Source organism: Bacillus sp. ISL-46 (genome assembly GCF_018613205.1).
Genome location: NZ_JAGGQR010000015.1, coordinates 106,241 through 124,012, shown reverse-complemented (window position 1 = coordinate 124,012; position 17,772 = coordinate 106,241). Strand labels below are relative to the sequence as shown.

General features: G+C 33.8%; 17 protein-coding genes and 1 pseudogene. 7 read left to right on the top strand and 11 right to left on the bottom strand.

Going from position 1 to position 17,772, the window contains the following annotated elements; genetic code table 11:
* The first annotated feature begins 57 nt into the window (after positions 1 to 57).
* Positions 58 to 741 (top strand): DUF554 domain-containing protein, encoded by a 684-nt coding sequence (locus J7E67_RS10325; protein ID WP_214731693.1) that lies wholly within the window; start codon positions 58 to 60, stop codon positions 739 to 741.
* Between the two features lie 447 nt (positions 742 to 1,188).
* Here J7E67_RS10325 and J7E67_RS10320 read toward each other — a convergent pair whose 3' ends face one another.
* The 3 genes from J7E67_RS10320 to J7E67_RS10310 form a co-directional block, all read right to left on the bottom strand.
* A complete protein-coding gene (locus tag J7E67_RS10320; RefSeq protein WP_483861510.1) occupies positions 1,189 to 1,674 on the bottom strand; it encodes a DUF4393 domain-containing protein in 486 nt (161 codons plus the stop codon).
* A 325-nt stretch (positions 1,675 to 1,999) separates the two neighbouring features.
* Positions 2,000 to 2,395: a GIY-YIG nuclease family protein gene (locus tag J7E67_RS10315; protein WP_251026685.1), complete on the bottom strand. Its 396-nt coding sequence runs from the start codon at positions 2,393 to 2,395 to the stop codon at positions 2,000 to 2,002.
* A gap of 26 nt (positions 2,396 to 2,421) precedes the next feature.
* Positions 2,422 to 2,733, bottom strand: coding sequence for a hypothetical protein (locus J7E67_RS10310; RefSeq protein ID WP_214731687.1), 312 nt, complete (start codon positions 2,731 to 2,733; stop codon positions 2,422 to 2,424).
* Between the two features lie 456 nt (positions 2,734 to 3,189).
* On the opposite strand from J7E67_RS10310, the gene J7E67_RS10305 reads away from it, so the two are divergent.
* Both J7E67_RS10305 and J7E67_RS10300 read left to right on the top strand, forming a co-directional pair.
* Entirely contained in the window at positions 3,190 to 5,043 is a 1,854-nt protein-coding gene (locus J7E67_RS10305; protein ID WP_214731684.1) for an ATP-dependent nuclease, read from the top strand.
* Entirely contained in the window at positions 5,030 to 6,763 is a 1,734-nt protein-coding gene (locus J7E67_RS10300; protein WP_214731682.1) for a UvrD-helicase domain-containing protein, read from the top strand. Before J7E67_RS10305 ends, J7E67_RS10300 begins: the two co-directional genes overlap by 14 nt.
* Before the next feature lie 60 nt (positions 6,764 to 6,823).
* Here the strand turns inward: J7E67_RS10300 and J7E67_RS10295 are convergent, their stop codons facing one another.
* The gene (locus J7E67_RS10295) at positions 6,824 to 7,117 is read right to left on the bottom strand and encodes a hypothetical protein (RefSeq protein WP_214731680.1); all 294 of its coding nucleotides are present in this window, start codon (positions 7,115 to 7,117) and stop codon (positions 6,824 to 6,826) included.
* 374 nt (positions 7,118 to 7,491) lie between these two features.
* Here J7E67_RS10295 and J7E67_RS10290 point away from each other — a divergent pair, with 374 nt between their 5' ends.
* On the top strand, positions 7,492 to 8,001 hold the full coding sequence (locus J7E67_RS10290) for a GNAT family N-acetyltransferase (protein ID WP_214731677.1): 510 nt from the start codon (positions 7,492 to 7,494) through the stop codon (positions 7,999 to 8,001).
* 366 nt (positions 8,002 to 8,367) lie between these two features.
* Here the strand turns inward: J7E67_RS10290 and J7E67_RS10285 are convergent, their stop codons facing one another.
* From J7E67_RS10285 to J7E67_RS10265, 5 genes are all read right to left on the bottom strand, one after another.
* Positions 8,368 to 8,865 carry a hypothetical protein gene (locus tag J7E67_RS10285; protein WP_214731675.1) on the bottom strand — a complete coding sequence of 166 codons (498 nt, stop codon included), beginning with the start codon at positions 8,863 to 8,865 and terminating at the stop codon, positions 8,368 to 8,370.
* 338 nt (positions 8,866 to 9,203) lie between these two features.
* Positions 9,204 to 9,878: a hypothetical protein gene (locus J7E67_RS10280; RefSeq protein ID WP_214731673.1), complete on the bottom strand. Its 675-nt coding sequence runs from the start codon at positions 9,876 to 9,878 to the stop codon at positions 9,204 to 9,206.
* 402 nt (positions 9,879 to 10,280) lie between these two features.
* Positions 10,281 to 10,565 (bottom strand): hypothetical protein, encoded by a 285-nt coding sequence (locus J7E67_RS10275; RefSeq protein WP_214731671.1) that lies wholly within the window; start codon positions 10,563 to 10,565, stop codon positions 10,281 to 10,283.
* A gap of 90 nt (positions 10,566 to 10,655) precedes the next feature.
* The gene (locus tag J7E67_RS10270) at positions 10,656 to 11,303 is read right to left on the bottom strand and encodes a DNA-3-methyladenine glycosylase family protein (RefSeq protein ID WP_214731669.1); all 648 of its coding nucleotides are present in this window, start codon (positions 11,301 to 11,303) and stop codon (positions 10,656 to 10,658) included.
* Positions 11,304 to 11,369: 66 nt separating this feature from the next.
* Positions 11,370 to 11,660: a hypothetical protein gene (locus J7E67_RS10265; protein WP_214731667.1), complete on the bottom strand. Its 291-nt coding sequence runs from the start codon at positions 11,658 to 11,660 to the stop codon at positions 11,370 to 11,372.
* A 123-nt stretch (positions 11,661 to 11,783) separates the two neighbouring features.
* On the opposite strand from J7E67_RS10265, the gene J7E67_RS10260 reads away from it, so the two are divergent.
* The 3 genes from J7E67_RS10260 (at position 11,784) to J7E67_RS10250 (ending at position 15,133) form a co-directional block, all read left to right on the top strand.
* Positions 11,784 to 13,511 (top strand): ATP-binding protein, encoded by a 1,728-nt coding sequence (locus tag J7E67_RS10260; RefSeq protein ID WP_214731664.1) that lies wholly within the window; start codon positions 11,784 to 11,786, stop codon positions 13,509 to 13,511.
* Between the two features lie 221 nt (positions 13,512 to 13,732).
* Positions 13,733 to 14,749: a DNA/RNA non-specific endonuclease gene (locus tag J7E67_RS10255; RefSeq protein ID WP_214731661.1), complete on the top strand. Its 1,017-nt coding sequence runs from the start codon at positions 13,733 to 13,735 to the stop codon at positions 14,747 to 14,749.
* Between the two features lie 150 nt (positions 14,750 to 14,899).
* Positions 14,900 to 15,133, top strand: a complete 234-nt coding sequence (locus J7E67_RS10250) for a hypothetical protein (RefSeq protein WP_214731659.1) — start codon at positions 14,900 to 14,902, stop codon at positions 15,131 to 15,133.
* Between the two features lie 424 nt (positions 15,134 to 15,557).
* Here the strand turns inward: J7E67_RS10250 and J7E67_RS10240 are convergent.
* A pseudogene (locus J7E67_RS10240) lies at positions 15,558 to 16,983 on the bottom strand (spore germination protein).
* A gap of 166 nt (positions 16,984 to 17,149) precedes the next feature.
* The gene (locus J7E67_RS10235) at positions 17,150 to 17,734 is read right to left on the bottom strand and encodes a CBO0543 family protein (protein ID WP_308161377.1); all 585 of its coding nucleotides are present in this window, start codon (positions 17,732 to 17,734) and stop codon (positions 17,150 to 17,152) included.
* Positions 17,735 to 17,772: the final 38 nt, after the last annotated feature.

The following is a 17,772-nucleotide window of genomic DNA, read 5'->3' as shown; positions in this document are numbered from 1 at the left end:
CCGTTACAGGAGGGTCTATATTTTTGGATAGAACAATAGTTGAAAGGAGAAATGATTATGTTTGGAACAATCTTTAATACAATGATGATAGTAATCGGAAGCATTGTCGGAAGCATCTTTAAAAAGGGGATAAAAGATGAATATCACAACATTCTAATGCAGGCTATGGGGTTAGTTGCGTTGGGGTTAGGAATAAATGCACTAGTGCAACATTTACCTTCCAGCAAATATCCGGTACTTTTTATTGTAAGCTTAGCCGTAGGGGGATTGCTCGGTCAAAGGCTGAATTTAGAATCAAAATTTAATGCTTTAGTTAATAAATATTCCAGGGGTAATTTAGCTGAGGGGTTAGCGACTGCTATCCTATTATTTTGTATTGGAACGTTATCTATTTTAGGTCCTGTAGAGGCAGCGTTAAAGGGAGATTATACGTATCTGCTTGCAAATGGGGTGTTGGATGGAATTACCTCGATTGTGTTAGCATCCACATTTGGTATTGGGATAGCTGTTGCAGGAATTGTTTTATTTATTTGGCAAGGTGCCATTTATTTAATTGCTATTTTAATGGAGAACTCCATAAATAATGATCTTCTGAACGAAGTGACGATTGTAGGAGGTATATTGATAATCGCATCTGGTTTAAATATTTTGGGGATTAAGAAATGTAATACCTTAAATCTTTTGCCATCAATAATAATTCCCCCTATTGTATTTTTAGTTATTCATTTTTCTCATTTATAATATTTGTGAAATATTACACTTAAACTCCCATGAAAATTCAAAAAGTTAAAAATCTAAAAAAGAGCATAACAAAATAGACTCAGAAAATAGCTTTTTTAAAAAAAGGCTGAGCCTTTAGATAGGTAAATCATATATTCAATTTGTGTAAATAAAATTAGCGGATCATTCCTTCAAGTGGTATAAAAAGGCTTGGCTGGTGCAACAACCAGAAAAGGGTTAATCTCCCATACGTGCTACCCATATAGGGTGCGACAGTCAGTGGTGCACCGTGGTCGCTGGAGTCAGACTAACGGACGGGCTCTATGGCACCATAGTTCATCGACCTTCCTCGCCAGCCATTAAAAACAGTATCGACCGCATAATCCATTTTCATTCTCTGTGGTGCAGCGCCGATTTTTGCGCTGCATGGATGGCTAACGGGTGCTTTAACGCAATAAGGAATAAAAATTAAGAGCCTAAAATATGCAATTTTTTATACACTACTTGCGTATTTTGACTCTTTTTACATTCATAAAAGATACTGCCATTTATAGCATTTTTTAATTGCCAAATACAACGAGCATCAATAATTAAACGTCCACCAAATTCTTCAAAGTCTTTATGACCAATATTTACAATCGGCTGCTTACTTTCATCCGAAAAGGAAGAAATAACTAGAGCGTCTACTGGAGATAATTGTTTAATTATTTCAATGAAAGCTGGGTGAACATAACTTGCTTGGCGGTTATCCATTGAAGCAGCAACTACTTTTGCGAACATTGAACGAAGTTCTTCTTCCTCTATATAAAATTTTGATGCTTCTAGCGCGGGTCCTACAATACTTAAAGGTGGTTCAATCAAATTTTCAGGGGGTATAGATAAAACTTCTCTTTCTAATACCTTTTTATAGGCTTCAAGATTTACAGCATATTTTGCACGTTTTTTCTCAGCAATGGAATGTATTAATCCTCCAATGGAAATATCCTATACGTCGTTTAAGGTACGAAGAGGACCGTTATCTTTATCAGAAACAAAATTGGTTAACAAAGTTGTACCGATTGACGTTAATACTGTATTTGGATCCAATCTGATCATCTCCTTTAAAAAAAGTATACCAATATGTTTAATAGTTTCACAGAAGTAAAATTGTTTAAAAAAGTTTTTTTATCAATATTTCCAGAGGGACTTTTCTTCATTGGATTCAACTTTATTTATAATCTAATCGATTGCTTTGCTAAACAATATCCGCTAGGTGTTTTGTTGATGTACAGTAAACCGATTATTTCATGCTAAGCGAAACGGAGTACATTGGTTTTAAAATGGCATTTAGGAAATCTTCAACGCATCCCCTTAGCAATATATCTTCTATTACCACAAATCGAATTAAAAACATTTTCTCAATGTAATAATCTATTTCATCATCAGTTGTAACTGCTTCAAGCTTTCTTGTCTTTTTTTGACCCAGAAGTGCTTGCCTAAAACTAGATTTACCTTTGCCATTTAAATGAACATCAAATACTCTGTCTCTCAAATCACCTGTTTTTCCAGCGTAAACACACTCATCATCCTTGGTAGTAAAAAGATAAACCCCACCTTTCTTTGGAAAATTATATCTAGTCAGTGTCTTTATCTCTAAAGGTTTAAGAGTCATAATATCAAAACTTATCTGTTCCAACTTTGACTTCCATAAAGAATCAAAATTCATAACAGACTTTCCTTTTTTACTTCTAGGGGTTTACAGAAATTGCAGGGTTCCCACGAATTACCACGTTTCTCTTTTACAAATTTCAGTAGTTCTTCGATGTTGTTGGAACATACCTTTTCGTATTTAGTTGTTCTTTTTCCTTCATCACTCTTCCTCCGAAGGTATGGACAATCTGCTATATGCACCTTATTCATTTTCGATTGTTTTTCTGTTCCATCAAAGTAATTCAAGACGTATCCGGACTTATTTTCCTTGTACCACGCTTCGTATTCAGATTCTCTTTCAAAAAAACGTTCAATCATGTTCATTCGTCTCCTTCCATCAATGTTTAATATAATACTTATTCTGTGGAGAGATGTTTCAATCCTGCTAGAATACCGACTTCATAACACCAATAAAACTGCGATTCAAATGTTTATAAGTTAATGGTGCCTGAAGGGGTTAGTCTAAAATACTAGACTGCACCCCTTTATAGTAGATGTTTAAAACCCCCAGTTGGGCAACATTGACTTTAGGGGTGATTTTTTATGGCAAAAAAGGGACAAAAATTTTGGCAATTAGGCTTGTCAGTGTAATTAGGGAAATAAATGAATCTGCAAGTATATATTCATAATTCCAAAATGAAATGAATATTTCCATTTATTACTTGTAGGTGTAAAATATAGAAATAAAAGGGCTTTTCAAAAAGCCCTTTTTTGTACAATAAAATAAAGAATATCAATCAACGAAAATAATACAGTTTTTATTCAATTTGGAGGACGAACATGAGGTTAAATTATATAGAGCTGAAAAATTACCGAAACTTTATCGATACTAAATTACGTTTTGATGAGAAGACACTTATTATCGGGGCAAATGATATTGGTAAAACCAATGTTTTATATGCCTTACGACTGCTCTTAGATAAATCATTATCTGAAAACGACTTACAGCCTCTGGATGAAGATTTTTGTATTTATTCAGGAGCAGAAGCAAACGAATTCTCTATAACTCTTCACTTTGTGGAAGCTAATGAAGAGTGTATTTTATCATGTTTTAGGGAACATATCAGTGATAATGATGATGTTTACATACGCTATGTTGCTACCAGAACTAGAATAGGTGGCACAAAGGACTACAAGCTATTCGTGGGACCTTCTCTTGAAGAGTTGCAATTAGTTTCAAGTCGATTTTATTTAAGAGCATTGAACATGAGATACGTAAGTGCTACCCGACAGATTGACCAGTATTTAAAAAATCAAAAAAATAGGCTTATAGAATATTTGCAGGACGCCAGAACTGACGAGGAAGAACAATCGGATAATGAAAAATTTCAAGATTTAAGTGGTCGGATAAAGGTTATAGAAAGTGAATTGAATACATTATCCTTTATTGGAAAGGCTGGGGAAACTCTTAATAACCAGTTAAGGGAATTGTCTGAACATCATCAAGAACAGAAATTGAAATTAGGTGTTGATTTACCAGCCAATGATGATTTGTTCCGAAAGATCAGTCTCCTATCTAGTATAGGAGAACATAATATTCAATTGGGTGGTGAAGGAAGAAAGAACCAAGCTTTTATTGCTCTTTGGTCCGCATTAAATCAAATTTCCATTCAAGATGGACAACCAAATGAAGTTTCTATTTTCTGTATTGAAGAATGTGAGGCACACCTTCATCCACACCAACAAAGAAAATTGGCTGAATATCTCGTTAATGTATTACCAACTCAAGTTATATTAACTTCACATTCTCCTTATATCGCGTGTGAATTTAATCCTAGCTCGATAATAAGGTTACATACTAAACAAGGATCTCCAGCTACAATTTGTAATCAAAATGGTGTATCAGAAGAATTGGGTAATCAAATTAGATCTATGGAATATCGTCTTAGTCCTCTTATCGCAGAGGTATATTTTAGTGACTGTGTGCTTCTGGTTGAGGGGACATCTGAAATTGTTTTTTATAAGAACTTAGCCCATCAGTTAGGCGTGGATTTGGACAAATTAAACATCAGTGTATTATCTGTAGAGGGTGTTGGATTTACAAGATATATTGATTTATTAAACGCTTTAGGCATCCCATGGGTAATGCGAACTGACAATGATTATCAAAAATACAATCGACTAAAGCAACAGTTAAAAGAAGCCTATTATTTAACCGGAATTAGAAGATTAACTAATATATTTTTAACAAAATGCTCTGGGAAAGTGCCAATTGGAGAACAACGGGAAAATCTTGCTGAATTGATTGCAGAAAATGCAGATAAACTAACTGAAAATCCTACAGCAAGTAAAGCCCATAGACATGTTATGTACAATCTATTTTACCTACCACTTAGCAATTACGGTTTGTTTTTAGCAAAAGAAGGCTTAGAAGAGGATATTTATCATTCCAATGATGATATGACAAAAGCTATAAATCAATATTTTGTTCCAAGCGATGAGGATGAGGAAGTCTTAGTAATTGAAGATATGGTAGCAGAAATGAAAAGCAAAAAATCCACATTTATGTATCATTTTTTAGACAATAATAGTGAGTGCTTAAATTCTTTAGAGGATGATCCTTTAGCGGGACCATTGTATGCATGTCAAACTATCGTTCAGCAGTTAAGGATCGGTCATCATGGTGAACTTTGAACCGACACCTCAACAAAATACCATTTTAGAATGGAATGATAATGCAGTAATTATTGCTGGACCTGGCAGCGGAAAGACTTGGACACTGGCTAAAAAGATTCAACAAGTTATAGAGGATTGTAGAGATTATCAAGGAGTTATTGCTATTTCTTATACAAATAAAGCAAGTAAGGAATTAGAGAATAGAGCTAAATTATTGTGTACTGAAATAAAACAATCCTTTTTTAGCACAATCGATAGTTTTTGCAGCTCGGAAATTGTATTGTCTTACGGTAAAAAATTGTTAGGAACACCCCCTAGACCTGTATTAGTTGAAAAAGTTCAGGACAAAGAACGAGAACAACTAATAATAACCATAAAACAATCTATTAAAACTATAATAGAGAAATATTCGCAGTATACGCTTCAACAAATATATGAACAAGACATTTGTGTTTATGAAGAATTAGACACTACTCATAGAAAATATTTAGAAGAACGGTTCCTTGCCGGATACTTTGATTTACATTTAATTGGCGGAATGGCAAATTTAATACTTCTAAGTTCAAAAGCTTGTGCAAAATATTTAAAAGCAAAATATCGATATGTATTTATTGACGAATTTCAAGATTCGGATTTCGAGCAATATAACCTATTTAGACTGTTTTCAGAGTTAGGGATAATCAGTTGGGCAGTAGGTGATTTCAATCAGTCCATCTACTCGTTTAAATCCGGAAGTCCGAAATATATGGAACAATTAACATCTATGGATTCGTTTAAGCAATTTGATATGAATATTAATCATCGGTGTCACCCTTTTATCCAATCATATGCAGAACTTTTTTTGCGTCTTCAAAGGGGTCAAGACATTTCTTCTGTTCCTGAAGGTGAAAGGAGAATTGTAAGAGTTTCATTGGCAGGAACGCAGTATCAAATCGGAATATGGTTAAATGAAACCATTGACAGAATTATTAAATTATCAGGTGTAGATAAGAATTCTAAAATTGCATTGTTAGGAAGAACAAATGAAACATTGGAAATGATCTCAGAAGTATTGACAATTCCACATAGATTGCAGCATAAATTATTGTTAACTGATGACCGTAGTATTGGTGGCAATATGCTTCGCCAATTGTTGATAATATCGTTTAACCCGAAGGAGTACACTTCAAAGGATTTTATTGAGAGTTATTTTGATTATCGGGTTCGTGGAATACGAAAAAATGTAATTGCTGTTAAGAATTTAATAAATGAATTTAAACGAGAATGCCTATACGAAGGCAGTGATAATAAAAAAAGTGCTAGATTAATTAATACACTGGATGAAATAATTCAAAATATTTATCCTGATTACGAACTAAGTGAATTAACAAAATTAGCATGTGAGCAATTGATTAATAATCCAGCATTACTTGAAAATTTTACTCCATTTAAGGATCAGGAAATACAGTTATTAACCATTCACGGTTCAAAGGGATTAGAATTTGATATTGTATTACACTTAGACTTATTTGATGATACTTTCCCTGATTATCGTTCAATGGGTAAACCTGAAAAACTGCGAGAAGATGAAAACCTGCATTATATAGCACTTACAAGAGCAAGAGAATATGTATTTCTTATTTCAAACACAATAAAGAGATTTTATTCTTATAAAGCACAAGACTATTGTGAATATAAGAAAAGACCTTCACAATATATATTAGGTACAATTGAAGAGTATCAGATTACAATTGAATAAGCACAATAAAACCCACTTAACTACACAGTTACGTGGGTTATTTGTCACGTAGAAATTAGGTCATCTGTTAGGCTTGATTCGTATCCTGTAGTTAGCCCGCATTAATCTATGTAGTTCATCTTTGGGATAACCAGAGATGATATTTTTTACATACTCGTGGTTTAACTCTACCCAGTTATTTGTAAATCCTCTTTTGTTTCCTCGAATAACGACTTCACGAATGCTCCCTGTGAATGAATATTCTTTTATTATCCATTTTTCAAGGCTGTTCGCTTCATAGGATTCAACAAGATTAATAAAGTCTTGTAACCGCCTAATTTCTTTTTTAGCACTTGGAACAGTCAATATTTTCACGCAATACACCCCCTTCCAAACAAATAGCAATTGGAAAAATAAAAGGATTGCATCTTAGTGCTTAAAAAGCAATTCAGAAAAATGAACAAGTTTAATATCACTATACTTTGCCCCTTCTTCCCTTATTTCACAAAAACCCGAAGCATACTGGAAGAGAAGTATATAATCTTTCCCCTCAAAAATAACCGGGATCTTGGTCATAATGCCTCACATCCCTACAACAATTTAATTTAATCATAATGTAATCATCTTCTTTTGTATGTGTCTTATTAATGACATTTATATGGGAATTTGCTTTATAATAAATAAGTCATTATTTTTAGGATTGGTTTTTTCTATTGAACCTTATTTCATTTAAAGAAGGGACTGAAAACATGAAATCAGAAGCAGAGAAGATAATAATAAATAGATTTGGAATACCGGAAGTTGAAGGTATAAAAAAGGAAGATTTAATTTTAAAAACAAATGATAAAACCATTCCAGGAACCGATGAAAAAGACTATTATTGCAATGAAAATAGTTTTAAATTTTGTTTAGTTAAAGAAGAGGATCAAGTCCCAATTGAGCCTATTTTTTCTATGGACTTTTTCAAAGCTGGTACAAAAATACAAAGCTTACGAAAAGAAGCGCCGTATTTAAGATTAGAACTACTGTATGTTCATAAAGATAGTTTACGGAAAAAGGGAATTGCAACTCACTATATGAATAAACTTGTACAATATGCAAAAGAAGAAGGGTTCACTAAAATAAAGGTTTACCCTACCCCTAACGCAGATAATTTTAAAAAAGATAAAAAAGAGAATGCTTTAGATAAAGAACAATTAATTTCCTTTTACAAAAAATTTGAAGACAAAGAAATAAAAATTGACATTGAATTGCTATGAGCCTTTCTCGATTGTGAAGGGCATTCTTTATATCCATGACAATGCCTCTATCGCGAAATGCCATTCTAATCAGCTCACGATATTTAAACTAAAACGCTAGTTTGTTAATCCTACACAATTTCTTACACGTCACGTCCCTCTTGCCTCCTCCATTTTCTGCATCTATCTTACCATATATCCAGATTTTATTTTAAATTGTTGGAATTGTTCAACTAATAGCAACCCAATATGCTAGACACATAAATAAAAAGACCTCCCTTTGGGGTGGAGGTCCACTAAAATCTTTGAGACGTTGCTGCATTGGATATACAAGGGTGGCTAAGAGGTTGGATGCTATGAAAATGAAGATCGTCAGAGCCAATCTCCTTATTTTTCGACATCTGTTTTATTGAGAATTTGTTCAATTTTAAAGTCACAATCTCTGTTAAGAACAAGCTTCTTTGTGTATTGCTTCCTTTGAAAGATGGTACTGCTTGAAAGCTGGTTTTGCTGTTCCTCCATTTGTTCGAGCAGTTGGATAACCACATCTCTTTCCTGTAACGAAGGATTGTGTGTTTTTTCGTATACTTGTGAGGTTTTAAAATAGGACGCTTCGCTGAATTGTCGGAGATGCTTTGCAGATTCAGGCACGTTTTTTGGGGAAAAACCATAATTCTTCAACAAGTAACAAAGCATCCGCCCGACAATTTGCCGGTTGGTCTTATTGTTCATCGGGAACGACGTGTTGGCGCATCGAATCTCTAAATCTTTGGCGAAACCCGTAACCACCGGCAAACCATGCAAAGCAAAGACAATCGCTTTTACCATCACGGGTGCGGTTTTCAAATAATAAAACGTATCTTCAGCAGCTTGGTTGGTGAGCAAATCTCTATTAACCGGGTTTGTTAACACAAAATTCAAGGTTCAATAACTATATGCCTATTTGGGTTCATTGGGTATAAATGACTAGCTGTTGTTTGAGGAGCAGGAGAACTTTCAAATGTGGAAGGAATCACTACCATTGAAGCAACTGTTGTGAAATAATCAGGTTCAGGATCTGACCGTCCTCATTCATAAAGAAGATGATGGATGGAAGCTGACACAGCCAAGAAAATACGGGTTATCGGAAGATGAACAAGCCTAGCTAGTTAAAAGTATTATAGGTGACAATAAAAACAGGCTGCGTGGGGTAACAAGTTAAACAAAAAAGAAGATGAGGTATTTTACTCATCTTCTTTTTTCTTACTTTGCATTTTGATAATAGTTAGACTTGGCAAGCCTAAATCACTTACTTTTTGAAGGTCCAATCCCATATGCATGAGCGCTAAATAAATAACCGGCAAAATGATACCTAGCACTATTCCCATGCCAACTTCTTTAGCAAGAGGATGAGTTAATGTGGTTTGAATCATTTCAATGAAGCGATTAACGTTTTCTTCATTTGGCTCATCTAATGTAGCTAGTCCACTTTCATTTAAGGCAGCTTCAATTTCAGCTGTTGTTTCCGGAGGCAATTCGTCACCAACGAATTCAACTGGCTCAGTTTCCGGTAAATCAATTAAAGGATTAAGGTTTATCCTGGTAAAATCAAGCGTTTTCATTTGTGCCGAAACACGCTGTAGCGTCTCAGTAATACCTGAATTTTGGATGATTTTACTTATGCCTTTCATTTGCTCTTCATAAGCGGCACCGATTTGAGCTAACTGTTTAAACGTGGGTTCCAATTGGATTAACATGTCACTTTGCATTTTTCCAATTGATTGGCTTAGTTCTTTTTGTTGCTGGATTGCTCGGTTTAATTCGGGGCTGTTGGCTAATTGAAGCTGAAATTTCTGCATGGTTTCACCAACAGATTGTAATGCTTTCCTGGTTTTATCGTCTAAAGTATATTGCGTCAACTATTATCACCTCTTGCTTATTATACGGATAAGCCTGCAAAAGGTTTCAAGGGAAAAGATTCAATAAATTCTTACAACAACAATCTTTTTATATGTTAGAGCGCACAGGGGCACGCTCTTTCAACTGGCTTTTTCCTTACAGATACTTTTTTATTATTGATAGAAGGTCGTTATAAGCGTATGCTGCTCCCTTATGGAAGCCATTGTCTCCCTTACAGTGATGAGCAGCTCTGTTTGTAACATAATCTTCTAAAAGTTCTAATGCCAATCTATTTTTTGTAATTTATTTCCAAACTCCTAAATACTTCCATATGCTTGTTTTCTAGTATTTATGCTTCATAAACATATACAAAACAAAAAAACTGCGCATTTTTCTGCGGCAGATTTTTATTTTTGTTGTTGTTACTTACTATTTTTCAGTTCTTTTAGCATATTTTCAACGTCTTTGGGATGGTTTTTAAAGGCAGGTTTGTTATAAATTTCAACATTTAATTCTTCTAAGTCTTCCTCATGTAAATGGTCTGTTAAATGATTAAATAATCCTTTTAATGTGTAATCTTCTGCGTAGATAAAAGCGCTAGGGTGACCAGTAAAAAAATGTGGCATTCTTTCAATTTTATCAATAAATTGATTTATTTTATAATTTGATAGATTATCACTAAAAGCTATGTTCACAAAATACAACATTCCCAATGGTCCTCCTTAATTTTGTCCAGTAGTATAATTCTCCTTTTTATTTCCAAATACCTTTTTATTTAACTAAACCCTATAAATTAGTTATTCATTTTGAGTTCCTAAATTTTGTACGTATTCATTAAATGAATTATATGTAATAACAAGATCACGATTAACAGCTTCCCATAAATATAAAGAAGCAATTGAATGATATGGATCCCAATTTGCGCCTTTCATTTCTAATATCTTTTCTTCATCTTTTGTGTCATATAACCATTTAGCACCACGCTGCAGCCCAACATCAAGAAGTGATAAAACGTTTTCTCTACCCAGGGAAAAAATCAAAAACATTTCGGCGGTCCATTTGCCGATGCCTTTTACGCTTGTTAAAGCGGCAATTACTTCTTCATTAGTTAGTTCATCAAGAATTTCTAAATCAACCTCTTTATTCAGGACCTTTTGAGAAAGATCTTTTATGTATTTGATTTTTGAAAATGAGATACCAATCCCCCTTAGCTCCTCATCTGAAAGAGAAAGAACTTTAACCGGTGTTATATCTCCTTTTGTTAATTGGGCAAATCGACCAAAAATGGTGGCGGCAGCTTTTGCAGAGAGTTGTTGTCCAACAATGGAGCTTACGAGTGATCTGAAATAGTTTTCTCTCTTCCCTAGTTCCAATTCTCCGATGATTTCAATAAATTTACCAAGAATCGGGTCCTTTTCAGATAAAGCCTTTAATTTATCCTGCATATTACTCTCCTTTTAAAAAAGATTATGAAATATAGTATATCTTTTTTGAATCCTCCTAAGCCGATGTCATTTATGAAAATGATGGTCTTTTCCTTTTGAAAGTTTCCGTTCAAACCATTCAACAATTTTATAAAGGATAAATAATATAAGGACTGGAGTGCCAAATGTATAAAGAATTAGTCCAAATGATTTATCTTCAAAGCCAAAAACATTTTGTCCCCATTCTACGTAATTAAGAAACAATTGAAGCATAAAATTTAAAAAGGCTAAAATAAGAGGAAGAGTACAAATAACAACAATCATAATGAGCCATAGATAACATCCTGTATTCCCTGCATAATATCGATATCGCCGCACCTATTATCACGCTCCAAACGTACTATGTATTTTCCACTATTATACAACAAATCTGATGACTACAGAATTTCCATGGGTTATTGTGGTAATAGGATAATAGAATGATATAAAGGGGGATTTTTAATGGACCAATTGAATGAAACGGTTGAATCAATTGAATTTACAATAACACCAAAGGTTGATGAAACACAGGAATTTATTGAAATTGCAAATGACTTCTCCAACCCACTTGAATTAGTCAGAGAGGCAATTAGTAACTCCTTCGATGCGAGAGCAACTAAGATGTGGATTTCCTTCGATGTTGTTAAAGAATACGGGGAGAGTATTTTAGAAATCAGAATAAAAGATAACGGAAAAGGAATGGATATGGTAGGCTTACAGTCTTTTTTTGATTTGGGTAATTCCTTAAGAAGAGGGGATAGTGAAACCATTGGAGAAAAAGGACACGGAACCAAAGTTTATTTAAACAGCAGAAGCATTGAAGTCATTACACAAAAAGGAAGAGAAAAACATACAGCTAAAGTGAATGAGCCGTTCAGAACACTGCATGATAGGAAAATTCCAAGTGTTCAAGTGACAAAAGAAATGCTTGATGTAAGTGATTATGGAACGGAGATTATTATTAAAGGATACAATAACAATCGACGTGATAAATTTACACACGAAATACTGAGAGATTATATCTATTGGTTTACAAAATTCGGTTCAATTGAGCTGCATTTTGATAAGGAAGAATTAAAAGATAGGAAACTATTTTTAAAGGGTCTTAACAAACCTACTTTTGAAGAATTAACTTTTGGTCATGTATTTCCTGCAGAAAATCACAATGTAAATAAATTGTTCGATAAATATCTAGTCAAAGCACCAGAATATTTCTGCAAGAAAATCGTTAAAACAGGGCAGTTAAAAAATTTCCCGGAGATTATGTTTGAAGCTGTTTTTTATATTGAAGGAAATAAGGTAAAACAAAGTTATAACAATATGCTAAGAAGGAAAGGTTATCAGGCGCCTCCTGGTGCATATACCGTTCAAGAAAGATATGGTATTTGGCTGTGTAAAGATTACATCCCTATTCAAAAGAAAAACGAATGGATTACATACAAAGGGTCTGAATACACAAAATTTCATGCATTCGTAAATTGCCAGGATCTTAGGCTTACTGCAAACAGGGGTTCAGTCGATAATACACCTCAGGAAGTTTTAGATGAAATTAAAGATGTTGTTTACAAAATTTATTCAGATATCGTAGAAGGTGATGACTGGAGACAGCTTGAATGGCTAGAAGAAGAAGCGGATGGTTACCGGACAACGGAAAAAGAGAAAAAGGATTTCGAATGGCGAAAAAATAAGATTAATAAAGCTAATATTGCGAAATACGAAGGGCTAACACTTGTTGAGCCTACAAGGGAAAGTGGTGTTTTTGCATTAACAATCCAGCTGACCACCATTAAGCCGGACATATTCCCTTTTCAAATATTGGATTATGATACCCATTCAGGGATAGATGTCATCGTAAAAGGGGACCATACTACACCAATTCAGCAATCAAAACTTTATTATGTGGAATTCAAACAATACTTACAAAATAATTTCAATCATTCATTTGTTAACCTGCACAGTATTATTTGTTGGGATACAGATATAAAGCACGGTGATATTATTGAGGATATCAATAAGGATAAAAGGAAAATGGTCATTACGGCTCCAACGAATCCCGAAGGACATACAAAGTATTACCTGGATGATCCGACATATCCACATAAAATTGAAGTGTTTGTTTTAAAACACTACTTGAAAGAAAAATTAAATCTTGAATTTAGACCGAGAACCTCAGTAGAAGTTCACAGTTAATGTAATCCTTATCACTAGTCGCTCCGATTGGTGATTTTTTTATTAAAAAAAAAGACCTTTAAATAATATAAATTTTTACGTTTTTTTGAAGTATTTTAGCAGTATAATAGTATTGGTATTTCTGCAATGACAGATTTTTTTCAATGCTATTACTCAAAAATTTGTAAACCTGGATAAAGATTGTAAAATAATTCTAATTCAATAATAAAAAGAGGTGCAATATGCAACAGAAATGGTATCAAAAATCATCAGGAATTATTTTATTACTCGTTTCACTACTTGTTTTATTTACTGGTTGTTCACAACAAGATAATACAGAAACCAAAACAAATAAAACTCAAGAAGTAAGCAAAACAAACGCAACCACTGTTGAAAGCAAAAAAAGTACACCTGATGTTGAAGCTGAAAAAACGACTAGCGAAAGTGAAGATAGTCCAAGTGTTCCTGCCACTAGTACACCGACCACAACAAGTGTTAATGGTGACTTTGACTACAGTAAATATACACTAATTGTAGTAGATGGCGGAGATATGTCAGGTTATAGAAAGCCGAATGTCAGAGTTGATGTCGGGTTTGGCGACAGGGAATATTGGGCTTTTACAAATGAATACGGACAGCTAATTCGTGTTGAAGCAAAAAGTGTAACACTCCAAAATCCGAATACTGAACATGTTTCATCGTCCGGTAGATACTATTCTGATGAAGCAAAGGTTCCCGGCACAGAGAGTCCAACACTAGACGAAGGTCATGTGATTGCTGATTCACTTGGGGGAGTATCCAATGCATATAACATTACACCTCAAGACAGCACTCTCAATAGGCACGGGGATCAAGCATATATGGAAAAAGTGATTCGAGATGCAGGAGGCTGTACAGATTTCGTCGCAGTGATTTCATATCCAAATACTGAGACGCAAGTTCCTAACCATTATAAATACACATACAAAATCCAGGGTAGATCCATTACAGATGAATTTGACAATGTAAACCCAGATGAAGTGAACAAAAATTTAGGTATAACGACAGGTGCGAGCAGTACGCCTCCTAAAACAAACACTGTACCGGCAAACGAAACGGTAAGTAGCAATGAAGATGTTAGTAAGGTTGATACTAATCATAATGGACAAGTTACGATTGCTGAAGCTAAAGCTGCTGGCTTTAAAATGCCAATCACGCGCGATTCATGGCTCTATAAATATATGGACGATCGCGATGGTGATGGCTTAGTAGGTGAATAAATGGGGTTACGCGGTGATTCGTTACTTCTTATTGATGTAACGGAGCAGGTTTGTTCAATAAGAAATCACATAAGAAACGAGCATTTTAGTTAGTAATTGTTTATTATACTGATAAATAGGATGTATTTATTTGAAAGACAGGTGAATATTATGGAAAAAAAACTTACTCCTAAATTAAAATTATACAAAGATGAATTTGATTTTCTTCATAAAAAGATTGGTGAATTAGAATGGGAACTTGCTACAATATATTATGGGCGAAAAGCTGTCCTTAGTTCGGAATATGAGACATTAGAAGATCGGATTCAAAATTATAGAGATAATATTGAAATGTTAGTAGAAAAGATCAGGGATGAAGTAGCCGCAGCTAATAAATCCAAATAGCTTGAAAAATTCCAATTAGTAGTGTAACTATTGCGTATAATTCTTATATTATGATTTAGTGTCTAATTCACTTCAAAAGCAAGTGTGACCGTCTAGTTAAATGACACAGTTTTTGCTCATTTAAGTGACACACTTAAATGGAAATTAGATTAAAATAAATGTCCTTTGACACGGAGCCTCTACGAACATGATTCTCTTATAAAACGAAGTCAAACTGTTTTTGGCAAATAAAAAGGCATTATGTTTTATGAATATAAAAAGAGCCTAAATATACAAGTAGTGAATAAAAACTTGCATAATTTAGGCTCTTTTTAGTTTATTCCTTGTTTCAGTAAAGCACCCGTTAGTTGAACAAGGTCGCAAAATAAGTGGTGCTTGTAAAGAAAATAAATACTTCCTTTTAACAGTCCATAAGAAAGATATATCACTCTTCAGGATAACTATGTTGGCTATTGATTAAGGTCTTAATGTCGCCTCTGTACAAGGAATCCTTAAGTTCCTTAATTCTGAGTGGAACATATGGAGAAAGGTAAGGCACTCCAATTGCTTTTAAATTAGTCATATATACGAATAATAATGTTGCTTCCACGATTATCCCCATAATACCGAAAAGTTGCCCTAATTGTGATGATTGCCCCATTGAGTCCTTTATTACCCAATACCATACTTATAATAACTGTAATACCCACAACAAGAATACTTACTGGATGAACCAATTTTGCCTCTACAGCAGTTTGCCCGATTAAAATAGATGCAAGGAAAGATATTGTTAAAGCAATACCTTTGGGCATTCTAACAGAAGCGTCTAGAATAATTCTCAATAATATAAGTAGGATAAATACTTCTAAAAAGGTTGGTAAAAATTCATCTTTTGTTATGAAAATTTCATATACTTTCTTAGATATGCGTTTTTTGTCAATATGGTCGAGAGAAACATATACCCCAGGAAGAAATAAAGAAATGATAAATGACATTAGCCGAATAAATCTTATTGAAAAACGACCATAAGATGTATAATATTCATCAGGTGACTGTAAGAAATCCTCAAACAATGCTGGTGTTATGATAACCTTTGGGCTTCCATCTACAATGATGGTGACTCGTCCTTCTAAAAGTGCAGATGATACTACATCTGGTCGTTCTGAAGGTAGAGTTAACGGAAAGAACGTTTTGGGTTTTCCCTTTAATGCCTCTTCTATTACAAAAGTATCTAATAAATACTTAATTGTTAATGCATCCACTCTCTTTTGAACTTCTTTTAAGATGTCTTTGTCTACAATCCCTTCTATATACAATAAATAAACATCTGTTTTCGATTTGGTACCCAAAGTTTTTTTCGTCACGCAAAAATCTTCTGTTTTAATAATACTCCTTACAATACTAATATTTGTTGAAGCTCTTTCTGTAAAGCCTATCATTACTCCTTTCAAGGCGCGCTCACCTAATGATTCTTCAAGTGACCGTTCTTTCCATTTTGTAACATTTACAGAAATTGCTTCTTGAAATCCATCGATTACAATAACGGCATTTCCCTGAATTATCGCATCCGCAAGCTTATCTAAAGATTTTAATGTTGTGACACTCGGAGTAGTCAATACCTTCTCCGTCAAAGATTCGATTAGGTTTTTTCCTTTTGCTGCCTTTTCATTGTTGAATGTATCTGTAATTCGAAGAATGACCGAATCTTCCAACATGTCTGAGTCAATTATTCCATCTATAAAAACAATGATTAGAGTGGTATTAACGTACCCCAATTTAATTTCCCTAAATTTTAAATCAGATGTATTATGGAATCGTTTTTTAATTTTTTCAATATTGATGCTTATATCTTTATCTATATCCTTTTCCATTTCCATGTAATACCTGCCTAAATTTCGAATAACTATATTGTTCCATTTATTTTATTTACATATTCTTCTTTTACTAAACTGCCCCGTTACTTTAATAAGAAAAAGCCATCAAGTATGGCAGCTCGACCTTAAGCATAAGTCCCTTGTTGAAAAATACAGCACTGAATTAATTATTTTTACAACAGATTTTTACCCTTTTTTTATACTCTAACCAGCGGATAAATTTTAAATTACCGAATAACAGCCCATATAAAAAAGGATAGGAAATAGCAGATAACCATATATTCCAATTCTTATGATAAAAGAAACCCATTTTTAGACATAACCATTCGTAAAGGGTAGAAAGAACAGACCAAAATAATATATACATAACCTTATTAATTAATGGACGATTAAAGGGATACCAATTAATAATAAGCATAGTTGCAGCTGGATATATCCCTAAAATAACAAGTAAGGTTTTTGCCTCCACAAAATAAGGTTCGAAAAATCCGTACATATTATATTTATCCGTAAATCTATCAGCTAGCTCGGCAGTAAATAAGCCCCAAAAAATGCTGGCGTAATATTCAATAAGTGGTAAATTTTTTTTCATTAGGAAAGCAGCCAGGTTAAACACAACAATGGATACATAAAGAAACCACATAGAATACATCCCAATCTTAAACACAAAATTAAGTTCTTTTCTAGGATATACATCTAGGAATTTTTTTATAAAAAGTTGCAATGGAACATTGGGTGCTTGTTTCACTAACCTGCCCGTTAGTGCAGCAAGCATAACTTCACAAA